Origin of the sequence: Streptomyces niveus (assembly GCF_001723055.1) — a bacterium.
Lineage (GTDB): Bacteria > Actinomycetota > Actinomycetes > Streptomycetales > Streptomycetaceae > Streptomyces > Streptomyces niveus.
In genome coordinates this window covers 40,094-62,797 of record NZ_MDCR01000065.1, presented here as the reverse complement: position 1 = coordinate 62,797, position 22,704 = coordinate 40,094, and the positions used below count along the sequence as shown (strand labels likewise).

Annotated in this window: 18 protein-coding genes; 16 read left to right on the top strand and 2 right to left on the bottom strand. The window is 69.4% G+C overall.

Annotated features, from left to right (window positions below):
- The first annotated feature begins 191 nt into the window (after nucleotides 1-191).
- The 3 genes from BHU15_RS09325 to clpX all read left to right on the top strand — a co-directional run bounded on the left by BHU15_RS09325 (nucleotide 192) and on the right by clpX (nucleotide 2,952).
- On the top strand, nucleotides 192-797 hold the full coding sequence (locus BHU15_RS09325) for an ATP-dependent Clp protease proteolytic subunit (RefSeq protein WP_031231653.1): 606 nt from the start codon (nucleotides 192-194) through the stop codon (nucleotides 795-797).
- Between the two features lie 53 nt (nucleotides 798-850).
- Complete coding sequence (locus tag BHU15_RS09320) at nucleotides 851-1,534, top strand: ATP-dependent Clp protease proteolytic subunit (protein ID WP_031231654.1); 684 nt, start codon at nucleotides 851-853, stop codon at nucleotides 1,532-1,534.
- Between the two features lie 125 nt (nucleotides 1,535-1,659).
- Nucleotides 1,660-2,952, top strand: coding sequence for an ATP-dependent Clp protease ATP-binding subunit ClpX (gene clpX / locus BHU15_RS09315; RefSeq protein ID WP_023541724.1), 1,293 nt, complete (start codon nucleotides 1,660-1,662; stop codon nucleotides 2,950-2,952).
- A gap of 88 nt (nucleotides 2,953-3,040) precedes the next feature.
- On the opposite strand, the gene BHU15_RS09310 is transcribed toward clpX, so the two are convergent.
- Nucleotides 3,041-4,000 carry a flagellar basal body-associated FliL family protein gene (locus BHU15_RS09310; RefSeq protein ID WP_069626755.1) on the bottom strand — a complete coding sequence of 320 codons (960 nt, stop codon included), beginning with the start codon at nucleotides 3,998-4,000 and terminating at the stop codon, nucleotides 3,041-3,043.
- 136 nt (nucleotides 4,001-4,136) lie between these two features.
- Between BHU15_RS09310 and BHU15_RS09305 the strand changes: the two genes are divergently transcribed.
- The 12 genes from BHU15_RS09305 (at nucleotide 4,137) to BHU15_RS40045 (ending at nucleotide 19,819) form a co-directional block, all read left to right on the top strand.
- Nucleotides 4,137-6,758, top strand: coding sequence for a valine--tRNA ligase (locus BHU15_RS09305; RefSeq protein ID WP_069626754.1), 2,622 nt, complete (start codon nucleotides 4,137-4,139; stop codon nucleotides 6,756-6,758).
- Between the two features lie 57 nt (nucleotides 6,759-6,815).
- Entirely contained in the window at nucleotides 6,816-8,330 is a 1,515-nt protein-coding gene (folC, locus tag BHU15_RS09300) for a bifunctional tetrahydrofolate synthase/dihydrofolate synthase (RefSeq protein ID WP_069626753.1), read from the top strand.
- Nucleotides 8,331-8,335: 5 nt separating this feature from the next.
- Nucleotides 8,336-8,698, top strand: coding sequence for a DUF4233 domain-containing protein (locus BHU15_RS09295; protein ID WP_023541728.1), 363 nt, complete (start codon nucleotides 8,336-8,338; stop codon nucleotides 8,696-8,698).
- 129 nt (nucleotides 8,699-8,827) lie between these two features.
- On the top strand, nucleotides 8,828-9,238 hold the full coding sequence (ndk, locus tag BHU15_RS09290) for a nucleoside-diphosphate kinase (protein WP_023541729.1): 411 nt from the start codon (nucleotides 8,828-8,830) through the stop codon (nucleotides 9,236-9,238).
- A gap of 285 nt (nucleotides 9,239-9,523) precedes the next feature.
- Nucleotides 9,524-10,543: a rod shape-determining protein gene (locus tag BHU15_RS09285; RefSeq protein ID WP_031231655.1), complete on the top strand. Its 1,020-nt coding sequence runs from the start codon at nucleotides 9,524-9,526 to the stop codon at nucleotides 10,541-10,543.
- A 249-nt stretch (nucleotides 10,544-10,792) separates the two neighbouring features.
- Complete coding sequence (gene mreC, locus BHU15_RS09280) at nucleotides 10,793-11,764, top strand: rod shape-determining protein MreC (protein ID WP_069626752.1); 972 nt, start codon at nucleotides 10,793-10,795, stop codon at nucleotides 11,762-11,764.
- A gap of 11 nt (nucleotides 11,765-11,775) precedes the next feature.
- A complete protein-coding gene (gene mreD / locus BHU15_RS09275; protein ID WP_069626751.1) occupies nucleotides 11,776-12,441 on the top strand; it encodes a rod shape-determining protein MreD in 666 nt (221 codons plus the stop codon).
- Nucleotides 12,438-14,723 (top strand): penicillin-binding protein 2, encoded by a 2,286-nt coding sequence (gene mrdA, locus BHU15_RS09270; RefSeq protein ID WP_069626750.1) that lies wholly within the window; start codon nucleotides 12,438-12,440, stop codon nucleotides 14,721-14,723. Before mreD ends, mrdA begins: the two co-directional genes overlap by 4 nt.
- 3 nt (nucleotides 14,724-14,726) lie before the next feature.
- Nucleotides 14,727-15,926 (top strand): rod shape-determining protein RodA, encoded by a 1,200-nt coding sequence (gene rodA, locus BHU15_RS09265; RefSeq protein ID WP_069626749.1) that lies wholly within the window; start codon nucleotides 14,727-14,729, stop codon nucleotides 15,924-15,926.
- A 61-nt stretch (nucleotides 15,927-15,987) separates the two neighbouring features.
- Nucleotides 15,988-17,580 carry a CYTH and CHAD domain-containing protein gene (locus tag BHU15_RS09260; RefSeq protein WP_079128031.1) on the top strand — a complete coding sequence of 531 codons (1,593 nt, stop codon included), beginning with the start codon at nucleotides 15,988-15,990 and terminating at the stop codon, nucleotides 17,578-17,580.
- 81 nt (nucleotides 17,581-17,661) lie between these two features.
- Entirely contained in the window at nucleotides 17,662-19,596 is a 1,935-nt protein-coding gene (locus BHU15_RS09255) for a TIGR03960 family B12-binding radical SAM protein (protein WP_069626748.1), read from the top strand.
- Nucleotides 19,597-19,663: 67 nt separating this feature from the next.
- Complete coding sequence (locus BHU15_RS40045; protein WP_167756277.1) at nucleotides 19,664-19,819, top strand: hypothetical protein; 156 nt, start codon at nucleotides 19,664-19,666, stop codon at nucleotides 19,817-19,819.
- A 306-nt stretch (nucleotides 19,820-20,125) separates the two neighbouring features.
- Here BHU15_RS40045 and BHU15_RS09250 read toward each other — a convergent pair whose 3' ends face one another.
- Nucleotides 20,126-21,100 (bottom strand): SGNH/GDSL hydrolase family protein, encoded by a 975-nt coding sequence (locus BHU15_RS09250; RefSeq protein ID WP_171908341.1) that lies wholly within the window; start codon nucleotides 21,098-21,100, stop codon nucleotides 20,126-20,128.
- 350 nt (nucleotides 21,101-21,450) lie between these two features.
- Between BHU15_RS09250 and BHU15_RS09245 the strand changes: the two genes are divergently transcribed.
- Complete coding sequence (locus tag BHU15_RS09245) at nucleotides 21,451-22,596, top strand: hypothetical protein (protein ID WP_069626747.1); 1,146 nt, start codon at nucleotides 21,451-21,453, stop codon at nucleotides 22,594-22,596.
- Nucleotides 22,597-22,704: the final 108 nt, after the last annotated feature.

Below are 22,704 nucleotides of genomic sequence, written 5' to 3'. Positions count from 1 at the left end.
TCCCCGCCCGCTGCCACCACTCAACTACCTTGCGCTGCCAGCGAACAGTCCAGGAAGCGGGATGGCGCCCGCCGACCAGCGCGTTAGGGTCCATGAATACGAGGGTTGGGGTATCCCCCGTCCCCCGGAACGAAAGACGCTGAGACGGCCGGAGCCGTCAGAGACGAGCAGGTGGACACGTGACGAATCTGATGCCTTACGCCGCCGGTGAGCCGTCCCTCGGTGGTGGCCTCGGCGACCAGGTCTACAGCCGACTGCTCGGTGAGCGGATCATCTTCCTCGGCCAGCAGGTCGACGACGACATCGCCAACAAGATCACCGCGCAGCTCCTTCTCCTCGCGGCCGAGCCCGAGAAGGACATCTACCTCTACATCAACAGCCCCGGTGGTTCCGTCACGGCGGGCATGGCGGTCTACGACACCATGCAGTACATCCCCAACGACGTGGTGACCATCGGCATGGGCATGGCGGCCTCCATGGGCCAGTTCCTGCTGACCGGCGGCACCGCCGGCAAGCGCTTCGCGCTGCCCAACACCGACATCCTCATGCACCAGGGCTCCGCGGGCCTCGGCGGCACCGCCTCCGACATCAAGATCCAGGCCGAGCAGCTTCTCCGTACGAAGAAGCGCATGGCCGAGATCACCGCCCGCCACACGGGTCAGACCGAGGAGACCATCATCCGCGACGGTGACCGCGACCGCTGGTTCACCGCCGAGGAGGCCGTGTCCTACGGCATCATCGACGAGATCATCTCCGCTGCTTCGGGTGTTCCGGGCGGCGGCGGCACCGGCGCCTGAGGGCGAGAGCCACGCCCCGCACCGGCCACGTCAGCCCTTCGAACGCCACCAGGATGGTGAACACCCTTATGAACAACTACCCCGGCGCCTCTGCGAGCGGCCTCTACACCGGCCCTCAGGTGGACAACCGCTATGTCATCCCGCGCTTCGTGGAGCGCACCTCGCAGGGCGTACGCGAGTACGACCCGTACGCGAAGCTCTTCGAGGAGCGCGTGATCTTCCTCGGTGTCCAGATCGACGACGCGTCGGCCAACGACGTCATGGCGCAGCTGCTGTGCCTGGAGTCCATGGACCCCGACCGTGACATCTCCATCTACATCAACAGCCCCGGCGGCTCGATGACGGCCCTCACGGCCATCTACGACACGATGCAGTTCGTGAAGCCGGACATCCAGACGGTCTGCATGGGACAGGCCGCCTCCGCGGCCGCGGTCCTGCTCGCGGCCGGCACGGCGGGCAAGCGCCTGGCCCTGCCGAACGCGCGCGTCCTGATCCACCAGCCGTCCAGCCAGACCGGCCGGGAGCAGCTCTCCGACCTGGAGATCGCGGCCAACGAGATCCTGCGCATGCGCGCGCAGCTCGAGGAGATGCTCGCCAAGCACTCCACGACGCCGATCGAGAAGGTCCGCGACGACATCGAGCGCGACAAGATCCTGACGGCCGAGGACGCTCTGGCCTACGGTCTGGTCGACCAGATCGTCTCGACCCGTAAGACCACGGCGGCGGCAGCGGCCTGACCCGTCCGGTGCCCTCGGCACNNGTGCCGAGGGGGGCCCGTACGGGGGGCCAGGCAAGGTACCGTCGGGTATGAGGCACAGGAGCCGCTGAACCAGGCTGCTCCCAGGCGAAGGGGAAGCACCTCGTGGCACGCATCGGTGATGGCGGCGACCTGCTCAAGTGCTCGTTCTGCGGGAAGAGCCAGAAGCAGGTGAAGAAGCTCATCGCAGGTCCCGGGGTCTATATCTGCGACGAGTGCATCGACCTCTGCAATGAGATCATCGAGGAGGAGCTCGCCGAGACCTCCGAGGTGCGGTGGGAGGAACTGCCCAAGCCGCGCGAGATCTACGAGTTCCTTGAGGGGTACGTCGTCGGGCAGGCGCCCGCGAAGAAGGCCCTGTCCGTCGCGGTGTACAACCACTACAAGCGCGTGCAGGCCGGCGAGAACGGCGGCTCCGGGAGCCGCGACGACGCGATCGAACTCGCCAAGTCCAACATCCTGCTGCTGGGCCCCACGGGCTCCGGCAAGACGCTCCTCGCCCAGACGCTGGCCCGGATGCTGAACGTACCGTTCGCGATCGCGGACGCGACGGCGCTGACGGAGGCCGGTTATGTCGGCGAGGACGTCGAGAACATTCTGCTGAAGCTGATCCAGGCGGCCGACTACGACGTCAAGAAGGCCGAGACCGGGATCATCTACATCGACGAGATCGACAAGGTCGCCCGCAAGAGCGAGAACCCGTCGATCACCCGCGATGTCTCCGGCGAGGGCGTCCAGCAGGCCCTGTTGAAGATCCTGGAGGGCACGACGGCGTCGGTCCCGCCGCAGGGCGGCCGTAAGCACCCGCACCAGGAGTTCATCCAGATCGACACGACGAACGTGCTGTTCATCGTGGGCGGCGCCTTCGCGGGCCTGGAGAAGATCATCGAGTCACGGGCCGGCGCGAAGGGCATCGGCTTCGGCGCGACGATCCGCTCCAAGCGCGAGATCGAGGAGAGCGACCAGTTCCAGGAGGTCATGCCGGAGGACCTGGTGAAGTTCGGGATGATCCCGGAGTTCATCGGCCGCCTCCCGGTCCTCACCTCGGTGCACAACCTGGACCGCGAGGCGCTCCTGAAGATCCTGGTCGAGCCGCGCAACGCGCTGGTGAAGCAGTACCAGCGGCTGTTCGAACTCGACGGTGTGGAGCTGGACTTCGACCTCCCCGCGCTTGAGGCCATCGCCGACCAGGCGATCCTGCGCGGCACGGGCGCGCGCGGACTGCGCGCGATCCTGGAGGAGGTCCTCCAGTCGGTGATGTACGAGGTGCCGTCCCGCAAGGACGTGGCCCGCGTGGTCATCACGGCGGACGTCGTGCGCAACAACGTGAACCCGACGCTGGTGCCGCGTGAGCCGCGGATCGTGAAGAACGACGGCCGCCACGAGAAGTCGGCGTAGCGGCGGACGAGTTACGCGAAGAGGGGCGCCCGGCCGGTTCAACCGGCCGGGCGCCCCTCTCGCTTGTCACCGGAGGTGGCGCACCTCGTCAGAGCTTGACGCGAACGTCGTTGCGCAGCTTGGCCGTTGTGGCGGCGGCCTCTTCCATCGAGCCGCTCTTGCCGCCCATCGCGGACGCCAGGTCCACCGGCATGGAGAAGCCCAGCGTGCTGTAGTCACCCCAGATGCAGACGGGGAACTTCATCTCCTTGGGACCCGCGGTGGCGTCCTCGTTCTTGATCGACATCTCCTGGCACTTGACGACCGCGCCGTCCAGTCCCTCGGGCTTGAACTCCTTCGGGCTCCCGACGAACGCGGGCACGTCGCTGCCCCCGTCCTTCTCGGACTCCGACTTCAGGTAAGCGAACATGCCGTCGACGGCCTTCTCGGGGTCCTCGACCTCGCCGTAGACACCCGCGAAGGGCAGCAGCTTCGCGCCGAACGGATTCTCCTGGGCGTCACCCGCCTCGTACTGCGCTTCCACGTCCTTCGGGTTGGTGACGCCCCACTTCTCGGCGTCCTTCATGTCGTCCTTGCTCATGCCGCCGCTGTCGGAGCCGTCGGAGCTCTCGCTCTTCTTGTACTCGCCGTCGAGCACCGTCGCCGGCGTGATCAGCTTGTGCGGACCGTCGTCGGCGACATCGCTGCTGCCTCCGCCCACCAGGAAGTACGCCCCACCACCGATCACTGCCAGTGCCACGACGACCGAGGCGATGATCAGGCCGGTCTTCTTCTTCGGAGCGCCACCCTGCGGCGGCGGGAATCCGGGGGCCCCGCCGTACGGACCCGGCTGCTGCGGCTGGCCGTACGGACCCGGCTGGGGCTGGCCGTAACCCTGCTGGGGGACTCCCTGCGGCGGCTGCTGCGGGTACCCGTAACCGGGCTGCCCCTGCGGCGGCTGCTGCGGGTACCCGTAGCCGGGCTGGCCCTGCGGCGGCTGCTGTCCGTACGGTCCGGGCTGGCCCTGCGGCTGCTGCCCACCGTACGGGCCCGGCTGGTTGTAACTCATGTGCTCTGTCCCCTCCAGATGCTTACGCGTTCCCGACATCCTGACTGAAGGAGCGGCGACATGGACCATCGGGGGGCGCACCGTTACCGAACTATCCCGTTTCAGTGCAGAGCTGTGACGCCCCTAAACTGTGGGGGTGACCGAGAACTCTCAAGCGCAGCCCGCAGCCAACCCTGAACTGCCGACCCAGTACGCGCCGGCCGAGGTGGAGGGGAAGCTGTACGAGCGCTGGGTAGAACGCGGCTACTTCGAGGCTGACGAGAAGAGCGGCAAGCCGCCCTACACCATCGTCATCCCGCCGCCGAACGTCACGGGCAGCCTGCACCTCGGTCACGCCTTCGAGCACACGATCATCGACGCCCTCACCCGCCGCAAGCGCATGCAGGGTTACGAGACGCTGTGGCAGCCCGGCATGGACCACGCCGGAATCGCCACCCAGAACGTCGTCGAGCGCGAACTGGCGAAGGAGGGCAAGTCCCGGCACGACCTGGGGCGTACGGACTTCGTCGAGCGGGTCTGGCAGTGGAAGGAAGAGTCCGGCGGCCAGATCTCCGGGCAGATGCGCCGCCTCGGCGACGGCGTCGCCTGGTCCCGTGAGCGGTTCACGATGGACGAGGGGCTGTCCGCCGCCGTCCAGACCATCTTCAAGAGGCTCTTCGACGACGGCCTGATCTACCGCGCCGAGCGCATCATCAACTGGTGCCCGCGCTGTCTGACCGCGATCTCCGACATCGAGGTCGAGTACCAGGACGACAACGGCGAGTTGGTCTCCATCACGTACGGCGACGGGGACGAGACGCTCGTCGTCGCCACCACCCGCGCCGAGACGATGCTGGGCGACACCGCCGTCGCCGTCCACCCGGACGACGCGCGCTACACGCACCTGGTCGGCAGGCGGATCAAACTGCCGCTCACCGACCGGACGATCCCCGTCGTCGCGGACGAGCACGTCGACCCCGAGTTCGGTACGGGCGCGGTCAAGGTGACCCCCGCCCATGACCCGAACGACTTCGAGATCGGCCGTCGCCACGACCTGCCGAACATCACGGTCATGGACGAACGGGCCGTCATCACCGTCCCCGGGCCCTTCCAGGGGCTCGACCGGTTCGAGGCCCGCTCCACCATCGTCGCGGCGCTGCGCGCGGAGGGCCGGATCGTCGCCGAGAAGCGGCCGTACGTCCACTCCGTGGGCCACTGCTCGCGCTGCAAGACGACCGTCGAGCCGCGGCTGTCGCTCCAGTGGTGGGTCAAGGTCGGCCCGCTCGCCAAGGCGGCCGGCGACGCCGTCCGCGACGGCCGGGTCACGATCCACCCCAAGGAGATGGAGTCCCGCTACTTCGCGTGGATCGACAACCTCAACGACTGGAACATCTCACGGCAGTTGTGGTGGGGACACCGGATCCCGGTCTGGCACGGCCCGAACGGCGAGACCGTCGCCGTCGGCCCGAACGACGAGCCGCCGACGGGTGAGGGCTGGAGCCAGGACACCGACGTCCTGGACACCTGGTTCTCGTCCGGCCTGTGGCCGTTCTCCACGCTCGGCTGGCCCGAACAGACCCCGAGCCTGGAGAAGTTCTATCCGAACTCGGTCCTGGTCACCGGCTACGACATCCTCTTCTTCTGGGTCGCCCGGATGATGATGTTCGGCCTGTACGCGATGGACGGCACCCCGCCGTTCCACACCATCGCCCTGCACGGCATGGTCCGCGACCAGTTCGGCAAGAAGATGTCGAAGTCCTTCGGCAACGCGGTCGATCCGCTGGAGTGGATGGACAAGTACGGCTCCGACGCGGTCCGTTTCACGCTCGCGCGCGGCGCCAACCCGGGCGTCGACGTCCCCATCGGCGAGGACTGGGTCCAGGGCTCCCGCAACTTCGCCAACAAGATCTGGAACGCGACGCGTTTCGCGATGATGAACGGCGCGACGGTCGAGGGCCCGCTGCCGGACGCCGCCGAGATGTCCGCCACGGACCGCTGGATCCTCTCCCGGCTGAACGAGACCGTCGCGCAGGTCGACGCCCTGTACGAGGACTACCAGTTCGCGAAGCTCAGCGACGCGCTGTTCCACTTCGCGTGGGACGAGGTCTTCGACTGGTACGTCGAGCTGTCCAAGACGACGTTCTTCGCGGGCGGCGAGCAGGCCAAGGTCTCGGGACGCGTCCTCGGCGAGGTCCTGGACGTCACCCTGCGGCTCCTGCACCCGATCGTGCCCTTCGTCACCGAGACGCTGTGGACCACGCTCACCGGCAAGGAGTCGGTCGTCGTCGCCGACTGGCCGGCCGACTCCGGCTTCCGCGACCAGGCAGCCGAGCGGGAGATCGAGCACCTCCAGCAGGTCGTCACCGAGGTCCGCCGCTTCCGCGCCGACCAGGGGCTCCAGCCGGGCCAGAAGGTCCCCGGCCGGCTCGACCTGTCCGCGACGCCGCTCGCCGCGCACGAGACGGCGATCCGCCAGCTGCTGCGTCTCCAGGAGGAGGGCGACGCCTTCCAGGCGACCGCGACCCTGCCCGTCGCGGGCGCCACGGTCGCGCTGGACCTGTCCGGCACGATCGACGTCCCGGCGGAGCGCAAGCGGCTGACGAAGGACCGGGACGCGGCCGAGAAGGAGAAGCAGCAGGCCACGGCGAAGCTCGGCAACGAGGCGTTCCTCGCGAAGGCCCCGGACAACGTGGTCGACAAGATCCGTGGCCGACTGGCCAAGGCGGAGGCGGACATCGAGCGGCTCACGGCGCAGCTCGCGGCTCTCCCGGAGGGCTGACACCGGTCGACGGGGCGGGGCGGCATCGGTGTCGTACCCGCTCCGTAGACTGGTCCCGTGAGCGAGCACCAGCCCGACCGGCCAGACCAGCCCGGCGACGATTTCGACGACATCGTCCGCGCCGAGACCACCCGCGACCCCGACCTCGCCGTGATCGAGGCCGGGAGCCGCACGCTGCGCGCCCAGGCGGGTCGTCCGCAGGGGGACGGCGTCCCGGCCCGGCCCGCCGACCCCGAGGTCGACAAGGCGCTGCGCGCCGTCGAGCAGGAGCTGGCCGGCCGCTGGGGCGAGACCAAGCTCGAACCGTCGGTGACGCGCATCGAGGCGCTGATGGACGTGCTCGGCGACCCGCAGCGGGCGTATCCGTCGATCCACATCACCGGCACCAACGGCAAGACGTCCACCGCCCGCATGATCGAGGCGCTGCTCGGCGCCTTCGACCTGCGTACCGGCCGCTACACCAGCCCGCACGTCTCGTCGCTCACCGAGCGGATCAGCCTCGACGGCGAACCGATCGCGCCGGAGCGGTTCATCGAGGCGTACGAGGACATCAAGCCGTACGTCGACATGGTGGACGCCGCGCAGGAGTACCGGCTCTCGTTCTTCGAGGTGCTGACCGGCATGGCGTACGCGGCGTTCGCGGACGCCCCCGTTGACGCGGCGGTGGTCGAGGTCGGCATGGGCGGCAGCTGGGACGCGACGAACGTCATCGACGGCACGGTCGCCGTCATCACCCCCATCGACCTGGACCACACCGACCGGCTCGGCTCCACACCGGGCGAGATCGCCGTGGAGAAGTCCGGGATCATCAAGCAGGGCGCGACGGTCGTCCTGGCGCAGCAGCCGGTGGACGCGTCGCAGGTGATGCTGAAGAAGGCCGTCGACGTGGACGCGACGGTGGCGCGCGAGGGCATGGAGTTCGGCATCGTCGCCCGCGAGGTCGCGGTCGGCGGCCAGATGCTGACGCTGCGCGGCCTCGGCGGCGAGTACGAGCAGATCTTCCTCCCGCTGCACGGCGCCCACCAGGCGCACAACGCGGTGGTGGCGCTGGCGGCGGTGGAGGCGTTCTTCGGGGTCGGCGCGGAGCAGAGCCGGGTGATGGACATGGACACGGTGCGCGCCGCGTTCGCCTCCGTGGTCTCGCCGGGCCGACTGGAGGTCGTACGCCGCTCCCCGACGGTCGTCCTGGACGCGGCGCACAACCCGGCCGGCGCGCGGGCCGCGGCGGCGGCGGTCGGTGAGTCGTTCGGCTTCAGCAGACTGATCGGGGTGGTGGGCGCGAGCGCCGGAAAGGACTCCCGCGGGTTCCTCGAAGCCCTGGAGCCGGTCCTGGCGGAGGTCGTCGTCACGCAGAACTCCAGCGACCGGGCGATGAGCGCGGACGAGCTGGCGACCGTGGCCGTCGAGGTGTTCGGCGACGACCGCGTACAGGTCGAGCCGCGGCTCGACGACGCGCTGGAGGCGGCGATCACGCTCGCCGAGGAGGACGACGAGTACGCGGGCGCCGGGGTGCTGGTGACCGGTTCGGTGATCACGGTCGGCGAGGCCCGGCTGCTTCTGGGAAGGGGCTGAGTCGCATGCGTACGCTCTGCGCGTCCACGCTGATCAGTGAGTTCTTCGTGATCGGCTTCGCCGGGCTCGTCGCCATGAAGTCCGACGACGTGTCGGTGGGAGTCGTGTGGACGGTCTGCGGCATCGCGATGCTGCTGTCCCTGCTCCTGTGCGGGATGATCACCAGGCCGGGCGGGATCCAGCTCGGCTGGGCGTTCCAGATCGCCCTGGTCGCGGGCGGGTTCGTGGTGCCGGTGATGTTCTTCCTGGGTGTGCTCTTCGGCGCGCTGTGGTGGGCGTCCATCCACTACGGACGCAAGATCGACGAGGCGAAGGCACGCTGGGCCGCCCAGTCCGCCACCCAGCCGTCCGCGGAGCCGGGCACCTAGTCCGGTTTGCAGACCGGTCCCATCAGCCGCCGTATCCGGACCGGGTACGGCGCGCCCCGTGCGCACCTGTAGCCTCACACCACCTTCACCCGTTTGCCCGCAGCGAATGCCCGCAAGGAGCCGCACACCATGACCCAGCGCACTCTCGTCCTCCTCAAGCCGGACGCCGTCCGCCGCGCTTTGGTGGGAGAGATCATCGGCCGTATCGAGCGCAAGGCCGGCTGGAGCATCACCGCACTGGAGCTGCGCACGCTCGACGGGAGCACGCTGGAGCAGCACTACGGCGAGCACAAGGGCCGGCCGTTCTACGAGCCGCTCATCGAGTTCATGGCGTCGGGCCCGGTCGTCGCGCTCGTCGTCGAGGGCGAGCGGGTCATCGAGGGCGTACGCGCCCTGGCGGGTCCCACTGACCCGATCGCCGCAGCGCCGGGGTCCATTCGGGGGGACTTCGGAACGATCGTCCGCGAGAACCTCATCCACGCTTCGGACTCCGAGGAGTCCGCCATTCGGGAACTGAAACTTTTCTTTCCCGAACACTGAAAGACACCCCTTATCCTGGGCTTTCCTGACCATACGTCAGCCATACAGCGCCGAGTGCGCCCGTGGCGACCGACGGAATTCGGCCACTCCCGGCATATGCGGGGCCAGATCGGGAACGCATGGCTGCGACACATCGTCACCTCTATCAGGGGTGGATCTACCGCGCCGCGTCAGCAGGGGCGGCACTACGATGGAAGCCTCCAAGCCACAGCATCCACCTCGCCATCCTGAAAAGCCGTCAACGCTCGATTTGGGAAGGCCAGACGCATCCTCATGGGGAACAAGATGTCGTTCATCGGCCGTGACATGGCTGTCGACCTCGGGACCGCCAACACGCTGGTGTACGTCAGGGGTCGAGGGATCGTGCTCAACGAGCCGTCCGTCGTCGCCATCAACACCAACACGGGCGGCATCCTCGCGGTCGGCGCCGAAGCGAAGAAGATGATCGGCCGGACACCGGGCAACATCGTTGCCGTCCGGCCGCTGAAGGACGGCGTGATCGCCGACTTCGAGATCACCGAACGCATGTTGCGCTACTTCATTCTCAAGATCCACAAGCGCCGCTACCTGGCCCGTCCCAGGGTCGTCGTCTGTGTGCCCTCGGGCATCACGGGAGTCGAGCGACGCGCCGTCATCGAGGCGTCCACACAGGCGGGCGCCCGTCAGGTGCACATCATCGAGGAGCCCATGGCCGCCGCCATCGGCTCGGGACTTCCCGTCCACGAGGCGACCGGCAACATGGTCGTGGACATCGGCGGCGGGACCACCGAGGTCGCGGTGATCTCGCTCGGCGGCATCGTCACCGCCCAGTCGATCCGGGTCGCCGGTGACGAACTGGACAACGCGATCATCCAGCACATCAAGAAGGAGTACTCGCTCCTCCTCGGTGAGCGCACCGCCGAACAGATCAAGATCACCATCGGTTCGGCCTACGACCTCGACAAGGACGAGCACACCGAGATCCGCGGTCGCGACCTGGTGTCGGGGCTGCCCAAGACGGTCGTCATCTCGGCCGCTGAGGTCCGCAAGGCCATCGAGGAGCCGGTCAACGCCATCGTGGACGCGGTGAAGACCACGCTCGACAAGTGCCCGCCGGAGCTGTCCGGCGACGTGATGGACCGCGGCATCGTCCTCACCGGCGGCGGCGCCCTGCTGCGCGGCCTCGACGAGCGGCTGCGCCGTGAGACCGGAATGCCCATCCACATCGCCGAGGACCCGCTGGATTCGGTGGCTCTCGGCTCCGGCAAGTGCGTCGAGGAGTTCGAAGCGCTTCAGCAGGTGCTGGACGCCTCGCCGCGCAGATGACCGTCTGCCGCTGACCGGTCCGCCCGCCGGCCGATCCGCGCAGATCAGGAAAAGAGCGAATATCCCCCGGGCCCAACAGGCCCGGGGGACACCCCATATGAACGCTGACGTCCGCGCCGTTGGATCGTTGATATACAGACAAGACCAAGCCGAACTGCCAATTGAGACGAATCCCTTCCGGGTGATTACCGCGATTCGCACGAAAATTTCCGACGAGGCATTCCAACGAGGAAGGCACGGCCGCCGCACGTGAGGGACACACGAGAGAGCCGGCTGCTCCTGGTGCTGCTGATCGCCATCGCGTTCGCACTGATCACGGTGGATATCCGCGGGGGAGAGGCGTCACCCGTCGACGGTGCCCGACAGGCCGCGGCCACGGTCTTCGGACCCGTACAGAAAGGCGTCTCGAGCGCCGTCGACCCGGTCGGCAACGCCATCGGAGCCGTACGCGACTCCGGTCAGCGGCACGACCGCGTCACTGCCCTGGAGCAGGAGAACGCGGCGCTCAAACGGCGGCTCGGCAGCGACGAACGCAACCGCAGCCGCGTGAACGAGCTGGACAAGCTCCTCAAGACCGCCGGCGCCGGCCAGTACGGCATCAAGGCCGCCGAGGTCATCGCCATAGGAGCGGCCCAGGGCTTCTCCTGGACCGTGACCATCGACGCGGGCGCCGACGACGGCCTCAAGCGCGACATGACCGTACTGAACGGCGACGGGCTCGTCGGCCGCGTCACCACCGTGGGACCGAGCACCGCGACCGTACTGCTCGCCAACGACCCGGACTTCACCGTCGGCACCCGGATGGAGAACTCCAACGAACTGGGCTTCGCCACCGGCCAGGGCGACCAGCCGTTCAACGTCCAACTTCTCAACGGCAAGGCCAAGGTGAAGCCCGGCGACCGGCTGGTCACCTTCGGCTCCAGCAAGGACCGGCCGTTCGTCCCCGGAGTGCCGGTCGGTCAGGTCGTACGCGTCGACCCCGCCGGCGGCGACCTCACCCGTGACATCTTCGTCCGCCCGTACGTCGGCTACACCAAGCTCGACATCGTCGGCATCGTCGTCCAGGCACCCCGCGACGACCCGCGCGACATGGTGCTGCCGAAGAAGCCCGCCAAGCCCAAGCCCACCCCGACCGTCACCGTCACGGCCACCCCGTCGCCCGGCGGCCAGGACCCCGCCGCCGACGGCCCGGCCGACGGCCAGGTCAACGAGCAGGAGTAGAGCTGATCCCCATGCGCTTCAACCGGACGCTGCTCTCCGTCACCCTGGTCGTCGTCGCGCTGGTCGTCCAGGTGTCCGTACTCGCCCGGCTCCAACTCCCCGGAGCTGTACCCGATCTGCTGCTCCTCGTCGTCGTCGCGCTCGCCCTGGTCTACGGACACACCAGCGGCGCGCTCATCGGCTTCGGCGCCGGACTCCTCGCCGACCTCGCCCCGCCCGCCGACCACGCCGCCGGGCGCTACGCGCTGGTGCTCTGTCTGATCGGCTATCTCGCCGGACTCGCCAAGCCCGACAGCGGCCAACTGCGCACCGCGCTCGGCCCGATGGTCGTGGTGGTCGGCGCGGCCGTCACCACGACCCTGCTGTACGCGGGCGTCGGCGCCCTCGTCGGTGACACCGCCGCCCGCCATGTCGGCCTGACCAACCTGGTCGTCACCGCCGCCATCTACGACCTGCTGCTCGCCCCGTTCACCGTGCCGCTCATCATGGCGCTGGCCAGACGCGCCGAGAACGACCCGCTCGCCGAGAAGTCCAGCGGCGGCAGCGACGTCGCCTCCGGCTGGCTGGCCGCGGGCACCGGACTGAAGATCGGGAAACAGCGCTCCGGGCTGCGGCTCAAGACGGCCCGCTCCCGCGCGGCGCGTGCCGGACGGATCAAGGGGGTCAAACGACTGTGAGCAACATTCCGGAGACCGGACGGACACCCAGGGTCCAGATCCGGCTCGTCGTCATCCAGGTCCTCGTCTTCTCGCTCCTGCTCACCCTCGGCGGCCGGCTCTGGTACCTCCAGGTCCGCAACGGCGCGGAGTACACGGACGAGGCCAAGAACAACCACGTACAGCAGGTCGTCCAGCCCGCCGTGCGCGGCTCGATCCTCGACTCGCAGGGCGTGCCGCTCGCCGACAACGAGACCCGGCTCGTCGTCTCCGCCAGCCGCACCGAACTGATGAAGATGAAGGACAGCGGCAAAGCCGTCCTCATCCGGCTCGCCGGAGTCCTCGGCATGACGCCGAAGGAGGTCGGCGACAAGGTCAGGCTCTGCGACAACGAGACCCCGCAGCCCTGCTGGAACGGCTCGCCCTACCAGCCGATCCCCGTCACCGACGAGGCCACCACCCAGCAGGCGCTCCAGATCCGGGAGCGCGCCGAGGACTTCCCCGGCATCACCGCCGAGCCGACCGCCGTACGCCGCTACGCCGGGCCCGCCAAGGCCAACACCGCGCAGGTGCTCGGCTATCTGTCGCCGGTCACCGACGAGGAGATCACCAAGGCGCAGGACACCGACTCGCCGTTCCTGCGCTCCGACCAGGTCGGCCGGTCCGGGCTTGAGCGCACGTACGACAAGTACCTGCGCGGCGACGCGGGCGTCACCCGCTACGAGGTCGACAACCTCGGCCGGGTCATCGGCCAGGCCAAGAGCGACCAGGCCGAGCCGGGCTCCAACATCGTCACGTCCATCGACGCGCGGGTGCAGGCCGTCGCCGAGTTCGAGCTGAGCGAGGCGATGAAGGCCGCGCGCAAGGAGATGGACCGCAACACCAACCAGAACTACAAGGCCGACGCCGGCGCCGTGGTGGTCCTGGAGTCCAAGACCGGCCGCGTCGTGTCGATGGCCTCCCAGCCGACGTACGACCCCAACGCCTGGGTCGGCGGGATCTCCGCGAAGGACTACGCCAAGCTCACCAGCAAGAAGTCCAACTTCCCGCTGCTGAACCGGGGAATCCAGTCGCAGGCCGCCCCCGGCTCGATCTTCAAGGTCATCTCGTCGACGGCGGCGGTCAAGGCCGGATACGACTTCAACGGCAGCTACCCGTGCCCCAGTTCGTACTCCATCGGCAACCAGGTCTTCAAGAACTTCGAGTCCCAGGGCTACGGCAGCATCGACCTCGGCCGCGCCCTGGAGGTCTCCTGCGACACCGTGTTCTACGGGCTCGCGCACAAGGAGTGGCAGAAGGACGGCGGCAACAAGCCCAAGAAGGGCGCCAACGACTACTTCTACAAGACCGCCAAGGAGTTCGGCCTCGCCAAGGAGACCGGCATCGACCTCCCCAACGAGACCGCGGGCCGGATCCCGGACCGCCAGTGGAAGCAGGACTTCTGGGAGGCCAACAAGGCCGGCTGGTGCAAGCAGGGCAAGAAGGGCGGCGACTACGTCGAGCAACTGGCGTACGAGGGCTGCCTCGAAGGCAACCGGATGCGCGCCGGTGACGCGGTCAACTACTCGATCGGCCAGGGCGACACCCTCGTCACCCCGATCCAGATGGCCACCATCTACGCCGCGATCGCCAACGGCGGCACGATGTACGACCCGAGTGTCGGCAAGGCCATCGTCAGCCCCGACGGCAAGAGCGTCCAGGAGATCAAGCCGAAGTCGCACGGCAAGCTGCCGATCGACCGCAAGCTGCGCGACCAGCTGGACAAGGCCCTCGCGGGAGTGGCCACCACCGGTTCGGCCGCCTGGCGGTTCGGCGGCTGGCCGCAGGACAAGATCCCGATGCACGCCAAGACGGGTACGGCCGAGGTCTACGGCAAGCAGACGACGTCGTGGTTCGCCTCGTACACCGAGGACTACACGATCGTCATGACGATCTCCCAGGGTGGTACGGGCTCCGGGGCCTCCGGTCCCGCGGTGCGCAAGATCTACGAGGCGATGTACGGCCTCGACGCGAAGGGCGGGCAGAACCTCAAGAAGGCCCTGCTGCCCAAGCCGCGCACGGGACTTCCCAAGATCCAGCCCGACGGCACGATCGACGCGCCCGAGGTCAAGCCGTTCGTACCGGACAAGAAGCCCCTGGACGGCAACGAGATCGCGCCGGCCGGGGACAACACCGGGCAGGTGCCCCAGGACCCCGGCGCGGCGAGCACCGCGCCCGAGGACGCCGGACAGGCCCCCGCGGATCCCGGTCAGGCACCGAACGCCAACGAGCAGCTCGCGGGCCCACCCGCGCGGAGGGACTGAACGATGGCCGGCACGAGCGGCTTCTCCGTCTCCGGATACGGTCCCGAGCGCGGGCTGTGGGCCACCCTCGCGGCCCGCGACTCGCTGGCGCGCAGGCTGGACTGGCCGCTGATGTTCTCGGCGCTCGCGCTGTCGGCGGTCGGGTCGGTGCTCGTCTGGTCGGCGACCCGCAACCGTACGGATCTCAACACCGGCGACCCGTACCACTTCTTCTTCCGCCACATACTGAACACCGGTATCGGGTTCGCCCTGATGATCGGCACGATCTGGCTCGGCCACCGCACCCTGCGCGGCGCGGTGCCGGTGCTCTATGGCGTCTCCGTCGTCCTCGTGCTGCTGGTCCTCACCCCGCTCGGCGCCACCATCAACGGCGCGCACGCCTGGATCGTGCTCGGCGGCGGCTTCACCCTCCAGCCCTCGGAGTTCGTGAAGATCACGATCATCCTGGGCATGGCGATGATGCTCGCGGCCAGAGTCGACGCGGGTGATCAGGTCCATCCGGACCACCGGACGGTCGCCAAGTCCCTGGGCCTGGCGGTCGTCCCGATCATGATCGTCATGATGATGCCGGACCTCGGTTCGGTGATGGTCATGGCGGTGATCGTGCTCGGCGTCCTGCTCTCCTCCGGGGCGTCCAACCGGTGGATCTTCGGGCTCGTCGGCGCCGGTGTCGTGGGCGCCGTCGCGGTCGCGGCGCTCGGGGTGCTCGACGAGTACCAGATCAACCGCTTCGCCGCCTTCGCCAACCCGGAGCTGGACCCGGCGGGCGTCGGCTACAACACCAACCAGGCGCGGATCGCGATCGGTTCGGGCGGGCTCACCGGCACCGGGCTGTTCAAGGGCTCGCAGACCACCGGCCAGTTCGTGCCCGAGCAGCAGACCGACTTCGTCTTCACCGTCGCGGGCGAGGAGCTGGGCTTCCTCGGCGCCGGGCTGATCCTGCTGCTGCTCGGTGTGGTGCTGTGGCGCGCCTGCCGGATCGCCCGGGAGACGACGGAGCTGTACGGGACGATCGTGGCGGCCGGGATCATCGCCTGGTTCGCGTTCCAGTCCTTCGAGAACGTCGGGATGACGCTCGGGATCATGCCGGTGGCGGGGCTGCCGCTGCCGTTCGTGAGCTACGGGGGCACGTCGATGTTCGCGGTCTGGATCGCGGTGGGGCTGCTCCAGTCGATCAGGGTGCAGAAGCCGATGTCGGCCTGATCCGCCCGTTCGGCGTCGCGGGGGCTGCCACTCGGCGGCCCCTGCGACTACGTTTGTGAAGATGGCGGACACAAAGCGCGAGATCGAACGCAAGTACGAACTCCCGGTGCGGCCTGCGGGCGGCGACGGGGGATCGCCGCCCGGTGCCGGGCGCGCTCTCCTGCCGGACCTCACCAAGGTCCGCGCCGTCTCGGCCGTCACGGCGGGCGGCGTCACCGAGCTGGACGCCGTCTACCACGACACGTCCGACCTGCGGCTGACCGCCGACTCGCTCACGCTCCGCCGCCGCACCGGCGGCGCCGACGAGGGCTGGCACCTCAAGTTCCCCGTCGGTGACGGCGTACGCGACGAGATCCAGGCGCCGCTCTCCGACACCCTCCCCGACGAACTCGCGGCGCTGGTGCGCTCACGGGTACGCGGTACCCGGCTGACCCCCGTCGTCCGGCTGCGGACCTCCCGCGCCACCACCCTGCTGGTCGACAAGGCCGGGCGGACGCTCGCCGAGGTGGCCCTGGACACCGTCCACGCCGAACGGCTGCTCGCCGGGAGCGGGAGCGGGGCCGGGGCGCGGACCGCCGACTGGACCGAGATCGAGGTCGAGCTGGCCGACGACGGCGACCCCGCGCTGCTCGACGCCGTCGAGAAGGTGCTCCGCAAGGCGGGCGTACGCCCGGCCTCCGCCGCGTCCAAGCTCGCCAGGGCCCTCGCCGAGACGGCGCCCGCCACGACGTCCCACAAGGCCGCGAAGACCCCGGAGCGCGGCCCGGTCACCGCGGGCGACCATGTGCTCGCCTATCTGCGCGAACAGGCCGGCGCGATCGTCTCGTACGACGCCGCCGTCCGCCGTGATCTGCCCGACTCGGTGCACCAGCTGCGTGTCGCCACCCGCCGGATGCGGTCCGCGTTCCGTACGTACAAGAAGGTGCTCGACCGCGACGCCAGCAGGCCCATCGGCGCGGAGCTGCAGTGGCTCGCCGGGGAGCTGGGCATCGACCGGGACCACGAGGTCCTCGCCGAGCGGCTCACCGAGCGCGTCGGCGCCCACGACACCACCCTGCTGCTCGGCCCGGTCCACGCCCGGCTGCGGATCTGGGACGCCGACGGCCGCACCGACGCACGCGCCGGGACCCTCGCCGTCCTCGACAGCGCGCGCTATCTGCGGCTGCTGGACTCGATGGAGGCACTGCTCGCCGATCCGCCGCTGCTGGACGGCGCCGGCCGCAAACCGGCCAAGGCGCTGCCCCGCGCGATCGTCAAGGACTACGAGCGCCTGGCCGGCCGGGTCGAGCACGCCCTGACGCTCGCGCCGGGGGAGGAGCGCGACCTGGCGCTGCACGACGCCCGTAAGGCCGCCAAGCGGGCCCGTTACGCGGCCGACGCGGCCGTGCCCGCCCTCGGGAAGCCCGCGAAGCGCTTCTCGAAGCGGATGAAGGCCGTCCAGAGCGTGCTCGGCGACCACCAGGACAGCGTGGTGGCGCGCGACGCGCTGCGCGACCTCGCCATCAAGGCCCACGCCGCCGGTGAGTCCGCCTTCACCTGGGGACTGCTGTACGGCGAGGAGGAGGCGCGGGCGGCGGACCGGGAGCGCGAACTGCCGCGCGTCTGGCGGAAGTCGGCCGATCCGAAGCTGCGGGCGGCGCTGGGCGGCCCCTGACCCCGCTTCCGGGCGGCGAGGGGCGGCCGGCGGTCGGGGTAGCCTGGATGGTCACCCTGTCAGCCCACGAAAGTCGCCGTGATGTCTGCTGTCGAATCGGTCTTCCCACAGCTCGAAGCTCTGCTCCCGCATGTGCAGAAGCCGATCCAATACGTCGGCGGTGAACTCAACTCCACCGTCAAGGACTGGGACGCGTGCGACGTCCGCTGGGCGCTGATGTACCCCGACGCGTACGAGGTCGGGCTGCCCAACCAGGGCGTCATGATCCTGTACGAGGTACTCAACGAACGCGAGGGTGTGCTCGCGGAGCGCACCTACAGCGTCTGGCCGGACCTCGAAGAGCTGATGCGCGAACACAAGGTCCCGCAGTTCACGGTGGACGCGCACCGCCCTGTCTCGGCCTTCGACGTCTTCGGGCTGTCCTTCTCCACCGAGCTGGGCTACACGAACATGCTCACGGCGCTCGACCTGGCCGGCATCCCGCTCAACGCGGCGGACCGCACCGTCGACCACCCGATCGTGCTCGCGGGCGGCCACGCGGCGTTCAACCCCGAGCCGATCGCCGAGTTCATCGACTGCGCCGTCATCGGCGACGGCGAGCAGGCCGTCCTGACGATCACCGAGATCGTCCGGGCCTGGAAGGCCGAGGGGCGCCCCGGTGGCCGCGAGGAGCTGCTGCTGCGCCTGTCGAAGACCGGCGGGGTGTACGTGCCCGGCTTCTACGACGTCGAGTACCTCCCGGACGGCCGTATCGCCCGTACGGTCCCCAACCGGTCCGGCGTCCCGTGGCGGGTCTCCAAGCACACCGTCATGGACCTGGACGAGTGGCCGTACCCGAAGCAGCCGCTGGTGCCGCTCGCCGAGACGGTGCACGAGCGCATGTCCGTCGAGATCTTCCGGGGCTGCACGCGCGGCTGCCGCTTCTGCCAGGCAGGCATGATCACCCGGCCCGTCCGGGAGCGCAGCATCACCGGCATCGGCGAGATGGTCGAGAAGGGGCTGAAGGCCACCGGCTTCGAGGAGGTCGGCCTGCTGTCGCTGTCCTCCGCCGATCACAGCGAGATCGCCGACGTCGCCAAGGGCCTCGCGGACCGGTACGAGGAGGAGAAGATCGGCCTCTCCCTCCCCTCCACCCGCGTCGACGCCTTCAACGTCGACCTCGCCAACGAACTCACCCGCAACGGCCGCCGCTCGGGCCTCACCTTCGCCCCCGAGGGCGGCTCCGAGCGGCTGCGCAAGGTCATCAACAAGATGGTCTCGGAGGAGGACCTGATCCGTACGGTCTCCACCGCGTACGGCAACGGCTGGCGCCAGGTGAAGCTCTACTTCATGTGCGGGCTGCCGACGGAGACCGACGAGGACGTCCTGCAGATCGGCGACATGGCGGTCAAGGTCATCGCCGAGGGCCGCAAGGTCTCCGGCCAGAACGACATCCGCTGCACCGTCTCGATCGGCGGCTTCGTACCCAAGCCGCACACCCCGTTCCAGTGGGCACCGCAGCTGAGCGTCGAGGAGACGGACGAGCGGCTGCTGAAGCTCCGCGACAAGATCCGCGCCGACAAGAAGTACGGCCGCTCGATCGGCTTCCGCTACCACGACGGCAAGCCCGGCATCGTCGAGGGCCTGCTCTCGCGCGGCGACCGCCGCGTGGGCGCGGTGATCCGCGCGGTGTACGAGGACGGCGGCCGGTTCGACGGCTGGCGGGAGCACTTCAGCTACGACCGCTGGATGAGCGCCGCCGCGAAGACGCTCCCGGAGGTCGGCCTGGACGTCGACTGGTACACCACGCGCGAGCGCACCTACGAGGAGGTCCTGCCCTGGGACCACCTGGACTCCGGTCTCGACAAGGACTGGCTCTGGGAGGACTGGCAGGACGCGCTGGACGAGACGGAGGTCGAGGACTGCCGCTGGACACCGTGCTTCGATTGCGGCGTGTGTCCTCAGCTCGACCTGGACATCCAGATCGGCCCGACGGGCAAGAAGCTGCTGCCGCTGACGGTCAAGAACGGCTCCTGAGCCGCGCGGAGAGAGATCCGCTCACTCCTTTCGGGAGGCGTGGCGCCGGGGTGGGCTGCCGCCCTCCGTGCGGTTCGGGGGCACCGACGCCACCTCTTTCACCGTGGTGTCGGCCATCCAGATCACCGTGACCGCACCCGCGGGCCCCGCGGGTGCGGTCACGACGGCGGGCGGCACCGCCTCCGGGCCGGCCTACACACGGGTCGCCGCTCCCGGCATCTGACACCGGGTCAGGGGAGCGGGGAGTCGCTGCTGCGGTCTGCTGATCCAACCAGGCTACTCATGGACATCGCCTTCCCGGAGGGCGAAAAGGATCGCCATAGCGTGAAGCGCCACGGCGCTGGCCGCCGTCCTGGGCATGGCCTCGCCCCCCTTGGCCGCCCCGTCGAGCACCACCGTGACGGCCACGCCGCAGTCCGCCCAGGTGGGCGCGGCAACGCGGACTGCGACGCCTCGAACAACACCACCACGGTCCAGGTCACGTCCGCGCCGCCTCCGGCTGTCGGGCCGGAGGCGGCTTGCCGCGGGATCAGTTGGGGCTGATCGCGTTCAGCAGTGCCGACGTGACGTGGTCGGCGGCGTTCTGGTGGCCCCTGGCGTTGGGGTGGACGAAGGCCACCTCGGTCGGGAACTGGGTGAAGACGCCCTCCACCCACTTTCCGGAGTCACAGACGCTGTGGTTCCGCGACGAGTCGTGGAGGTCGACGAACGACGCCTCGTGGGCGCCGGACGACTTCTCGATGACCTTGTTCAGGGGCTCCAGCACGTCCCCGCGGAGCCAGTCCAGGTCGCCCGGGGTGATCGAGGCGAACTGCTCCCAGTCGTTGTACCGGCACTTGGCCGTGTCCTCGGGGATGACCGTGGGGTAGCCGACGGTCAGGACCTTGGCGTGCGGGGCCTTCTTGTGGAGTACGGCGAGCATCTCGCCGTACTCCTTGCTCACTTTGGTCAGCCGCTCGGGGACGCCGGCGGCGAGTGCGTCGCGGCACGGCGTGCCCACGCCGCCGCTCTCCGAGCCCAGCTGCAGACAGGTGAAGAGCATCTCGGCGAAGCCGAGGGTGTTGCCGCCCACGCCGACCGTGACCACGTCGGTGCCGCTGGTGACGGCCTCGGACTGGGGCGGCACCGGCGGGAACGGGTAGTCCGGGTCCTCGGAGAAGGGCGGCAGATGACGGCCGATCGGCTCCTGGGCCCTGAAGGTGATGTCCTCGATCGTGGCAGCGCCGCAGCTGACGTTGGTCAGCTCGATGAGCGAGCCGAGGTCGCGGTCGACGACCTGCGGGTAGGACCGGTCGGTGCGCTCGCAGCCGTCACGGGGGACTTCGAAGGTGTCGCCCGCGGCCGGGATCACACCGGCGGTGTACGAGTCGCCGAGGGCCACCCACTCGTACGCCGCCGCCGCGGACGCCGGGGCCGCACCGGCGAGCTGCGTCGGCACGAGGGCTCCCGCGACCAGCGCGGCGGTCGAGCCCAGCAGTGTCAGGCGCTTACGGAAAGGGGTCACGAATCCTCCATGTCTGCGGCGTTGATGCCGCTACGACCGTATAGGGGTCGTGACTCATCGCACTAGATCCAATACAGACAGTCATCGATGATCGCGAGAAGGCTCTTTCGGGCGGTTTGCTTCGGTGCGCTGACGATTCGCGTGCGACTTCTGACCGGCGCGGCGCGGTATTTGGGCGACGCGAGTGGGGCGTTTGATCAACAGCGAAGGTCCCGGCCCGGCGCCCCGCTCCCGGCCGCTGTCCTGTTCCCGATCATGGACCGGGCCTCTTCCGGTCTCGAATCGGGCACGAACGTCCTGGCACGTGCCGATGCGGGAGCCGGACGGGCGCCGGGCGCGTCCTTCGGGGCATGGATCTGGACAAGACGCCGGTCCCACGGCCGGCACCCCAGCACTACGAGCCCGGTGAGGGCTGTCTCACCACGGCCATCCGGATCCCGGTCCGGGTCGTCGTCCTCGTACTCGTCGTCCCCGTACGGCTCGTGTGGGACCTGCTCGCCGCCGGGGCGCGGGCGCTGCACCGCTCCGTACTGCGGCCGGTCGGCCGGGGCATCGCCCTGGCCTGCTCCTGGCTGTACGAGTCGGTGCTCGCCCCGGTCGGGTGGTTCCTCGGCAGGGCGCTGTTCGTCTGGCCGTGGGTGGCTCTGTGGCGGTACGTGCTGGTGCCCGTGGCGCGGTACGGGTTCGTGGTGCCGGCGGTGTGGCTGTACGAGAACGTCCTCGCCCCCGTCGGGCGCGGCATCGGCATCCTCTGCTCCTGGCTGTACGAGACGTTGCTCACGCCGACCGGGCATGTCCTGGGCGCCGTGCTGATGTTCCTGGGCAAGGTGCTGTTCGTCTGGCCGTGGGTGGCTCTGTGGCGGTACGTGCTGGTGCCCGTGGTGCACTACGGGCTCGTGGTGCCGGTGGTGTGGCTCTACCGGAGCGTCCTCACCCCGGTCGGCCACGGCATCGCCTGGCTCCTCACCGGGATCGCCAAGGGCGTCGCCCTGACCGCCGTCGGCCTCTGGGCCGGGCTCGTATGGCTCCTCGTCACCCTGCTCGTCACCCCGCTCCGGTGGCTCCACCGCGCGGTCCTCGCCCCCGTCGGCCGCGAGATCGCCGACGCGGTCGGCGTCGCCTGGCGGATCGCCGGACAGATCTCCCGCGCGATCGGCCGGGCACTGAAATGGCTGGCCTGGATCCTGGTCGGGCAGCCCGTGAGCTGGTTCTACCGCGCCGTCTGCACGCCCGTCGGGCACGCGGTGCGCGACCACGTGTGGGCCCCGGCCAGGAAGGCGGCCGTCGAGACCGGCCGGGCGGTCGGGAACGCGCTGCGCTCCGCGGGGGAAACGGTCCGCCAGGTCCGCCGCGACGCCTGGCGCGCCCTGGCCGGTCCGCCCCGCACAGCCGAGCCTGTGAAGGCGCCGCTCGACGGGGCGCGTACGCTGGGAGGTACAACAACCGTCCCCGGCGCGGTACCCGCACCCGAGATCTCCCTGCGCAAGCAGGTGTGAGCCGGGTTTTCCGGGGCCGACCGCCCGGTCGGCCGCGCGCTGAGAGGGTGTGCGCCACCGCGCGCACCCCGCACCGAGGAGAAGAACCACTGGGCAAGCGACAGCCCG

What these genes read in the sequence shown, in the direction of transcription:
- BHU15_RS09320 (WP_031231654.1), top strand. Translation starts at nt 851, where the DNA reads ATGGTGAACACCCTTATGAACAACTACCCCGGCGCCTCTGCGAGCGGC.
- BHU15_RS09295 (WP_023541728.1), top strand. Translation starts at nt 8,336, where the DNA reads ATGCGTACGCTCTGCGCGTCCACGCTGATCAGTGAGTTCTTCGTGATC.
- BHU15_RS09255 (WP_069626748.1), top strand. Translation starts at nt 17,662, where the DNA reads ATGTCTGCTGTCGAATCGGTCTTCCCACAGCTCGAAGCTCTGCTCCCG.
- mreD (WP_069626751.1), top strand. Translation starts at nt 11,776, where the DNA reads ATGCGCTTCAACCGGACGCTGCTCTCCGTCACCCTGGTCGTCGTCGCG.
- rodA (WP_069626749.1), top strand. Translation starts at nt 14,727, where the DNA reads ATGGCCGGCACGAGCGGCTTCTCCGTCTCCGGATACGGTCCCGAGCGC.
- BHU15_RS09285 (WP_031231655.1), top strand. Translation starts at nt 9,524, where the DNA reads ATGTCGTTCATCGGCCGTGACATGGCTGTCGACCTCGGGACCGCCAAC.
- BHU15_RS09245 (WP_069626747.1), top strand. Translation starts at nt 21,451, where the DNA reads ATGGATCTGGACAAGACGCCGGTCCCACGGCCGGCACCCCAGCACTAC.
- BHU15_RS09325 (WP_031231653.1), top strand. Translation starts at nt 192, where the DNA reads ATGCCTTACGCCGCCGGTGAGCCGTCCCTCGGTGGTGGCCTCGGCGAC.
- BHU15_RS09260 (WP_079128031.1), top strand. Translation starts at nt 15,988, where the DNA reads ATGGCGGACACAAAGCGCGAGATCGAACGCAAGTACGAACTCCCGGTG.
- BHU15_RS09310 (WP_069626755.1), bottom strand. Translation starts at nt 4,000, where the DNA reads ATGAGTTACAACCAGCCGGGCCCGTACGGTGGGCAGCAGCCGCAGGGC.
- ndk (WP_023541729.1), top strand. Translation starts at nt 8,828, where the DNA reads ATGACCCAGCGCACTCTCGTCCTCCTCAAGCCGGACGCCGTCCGCCGC.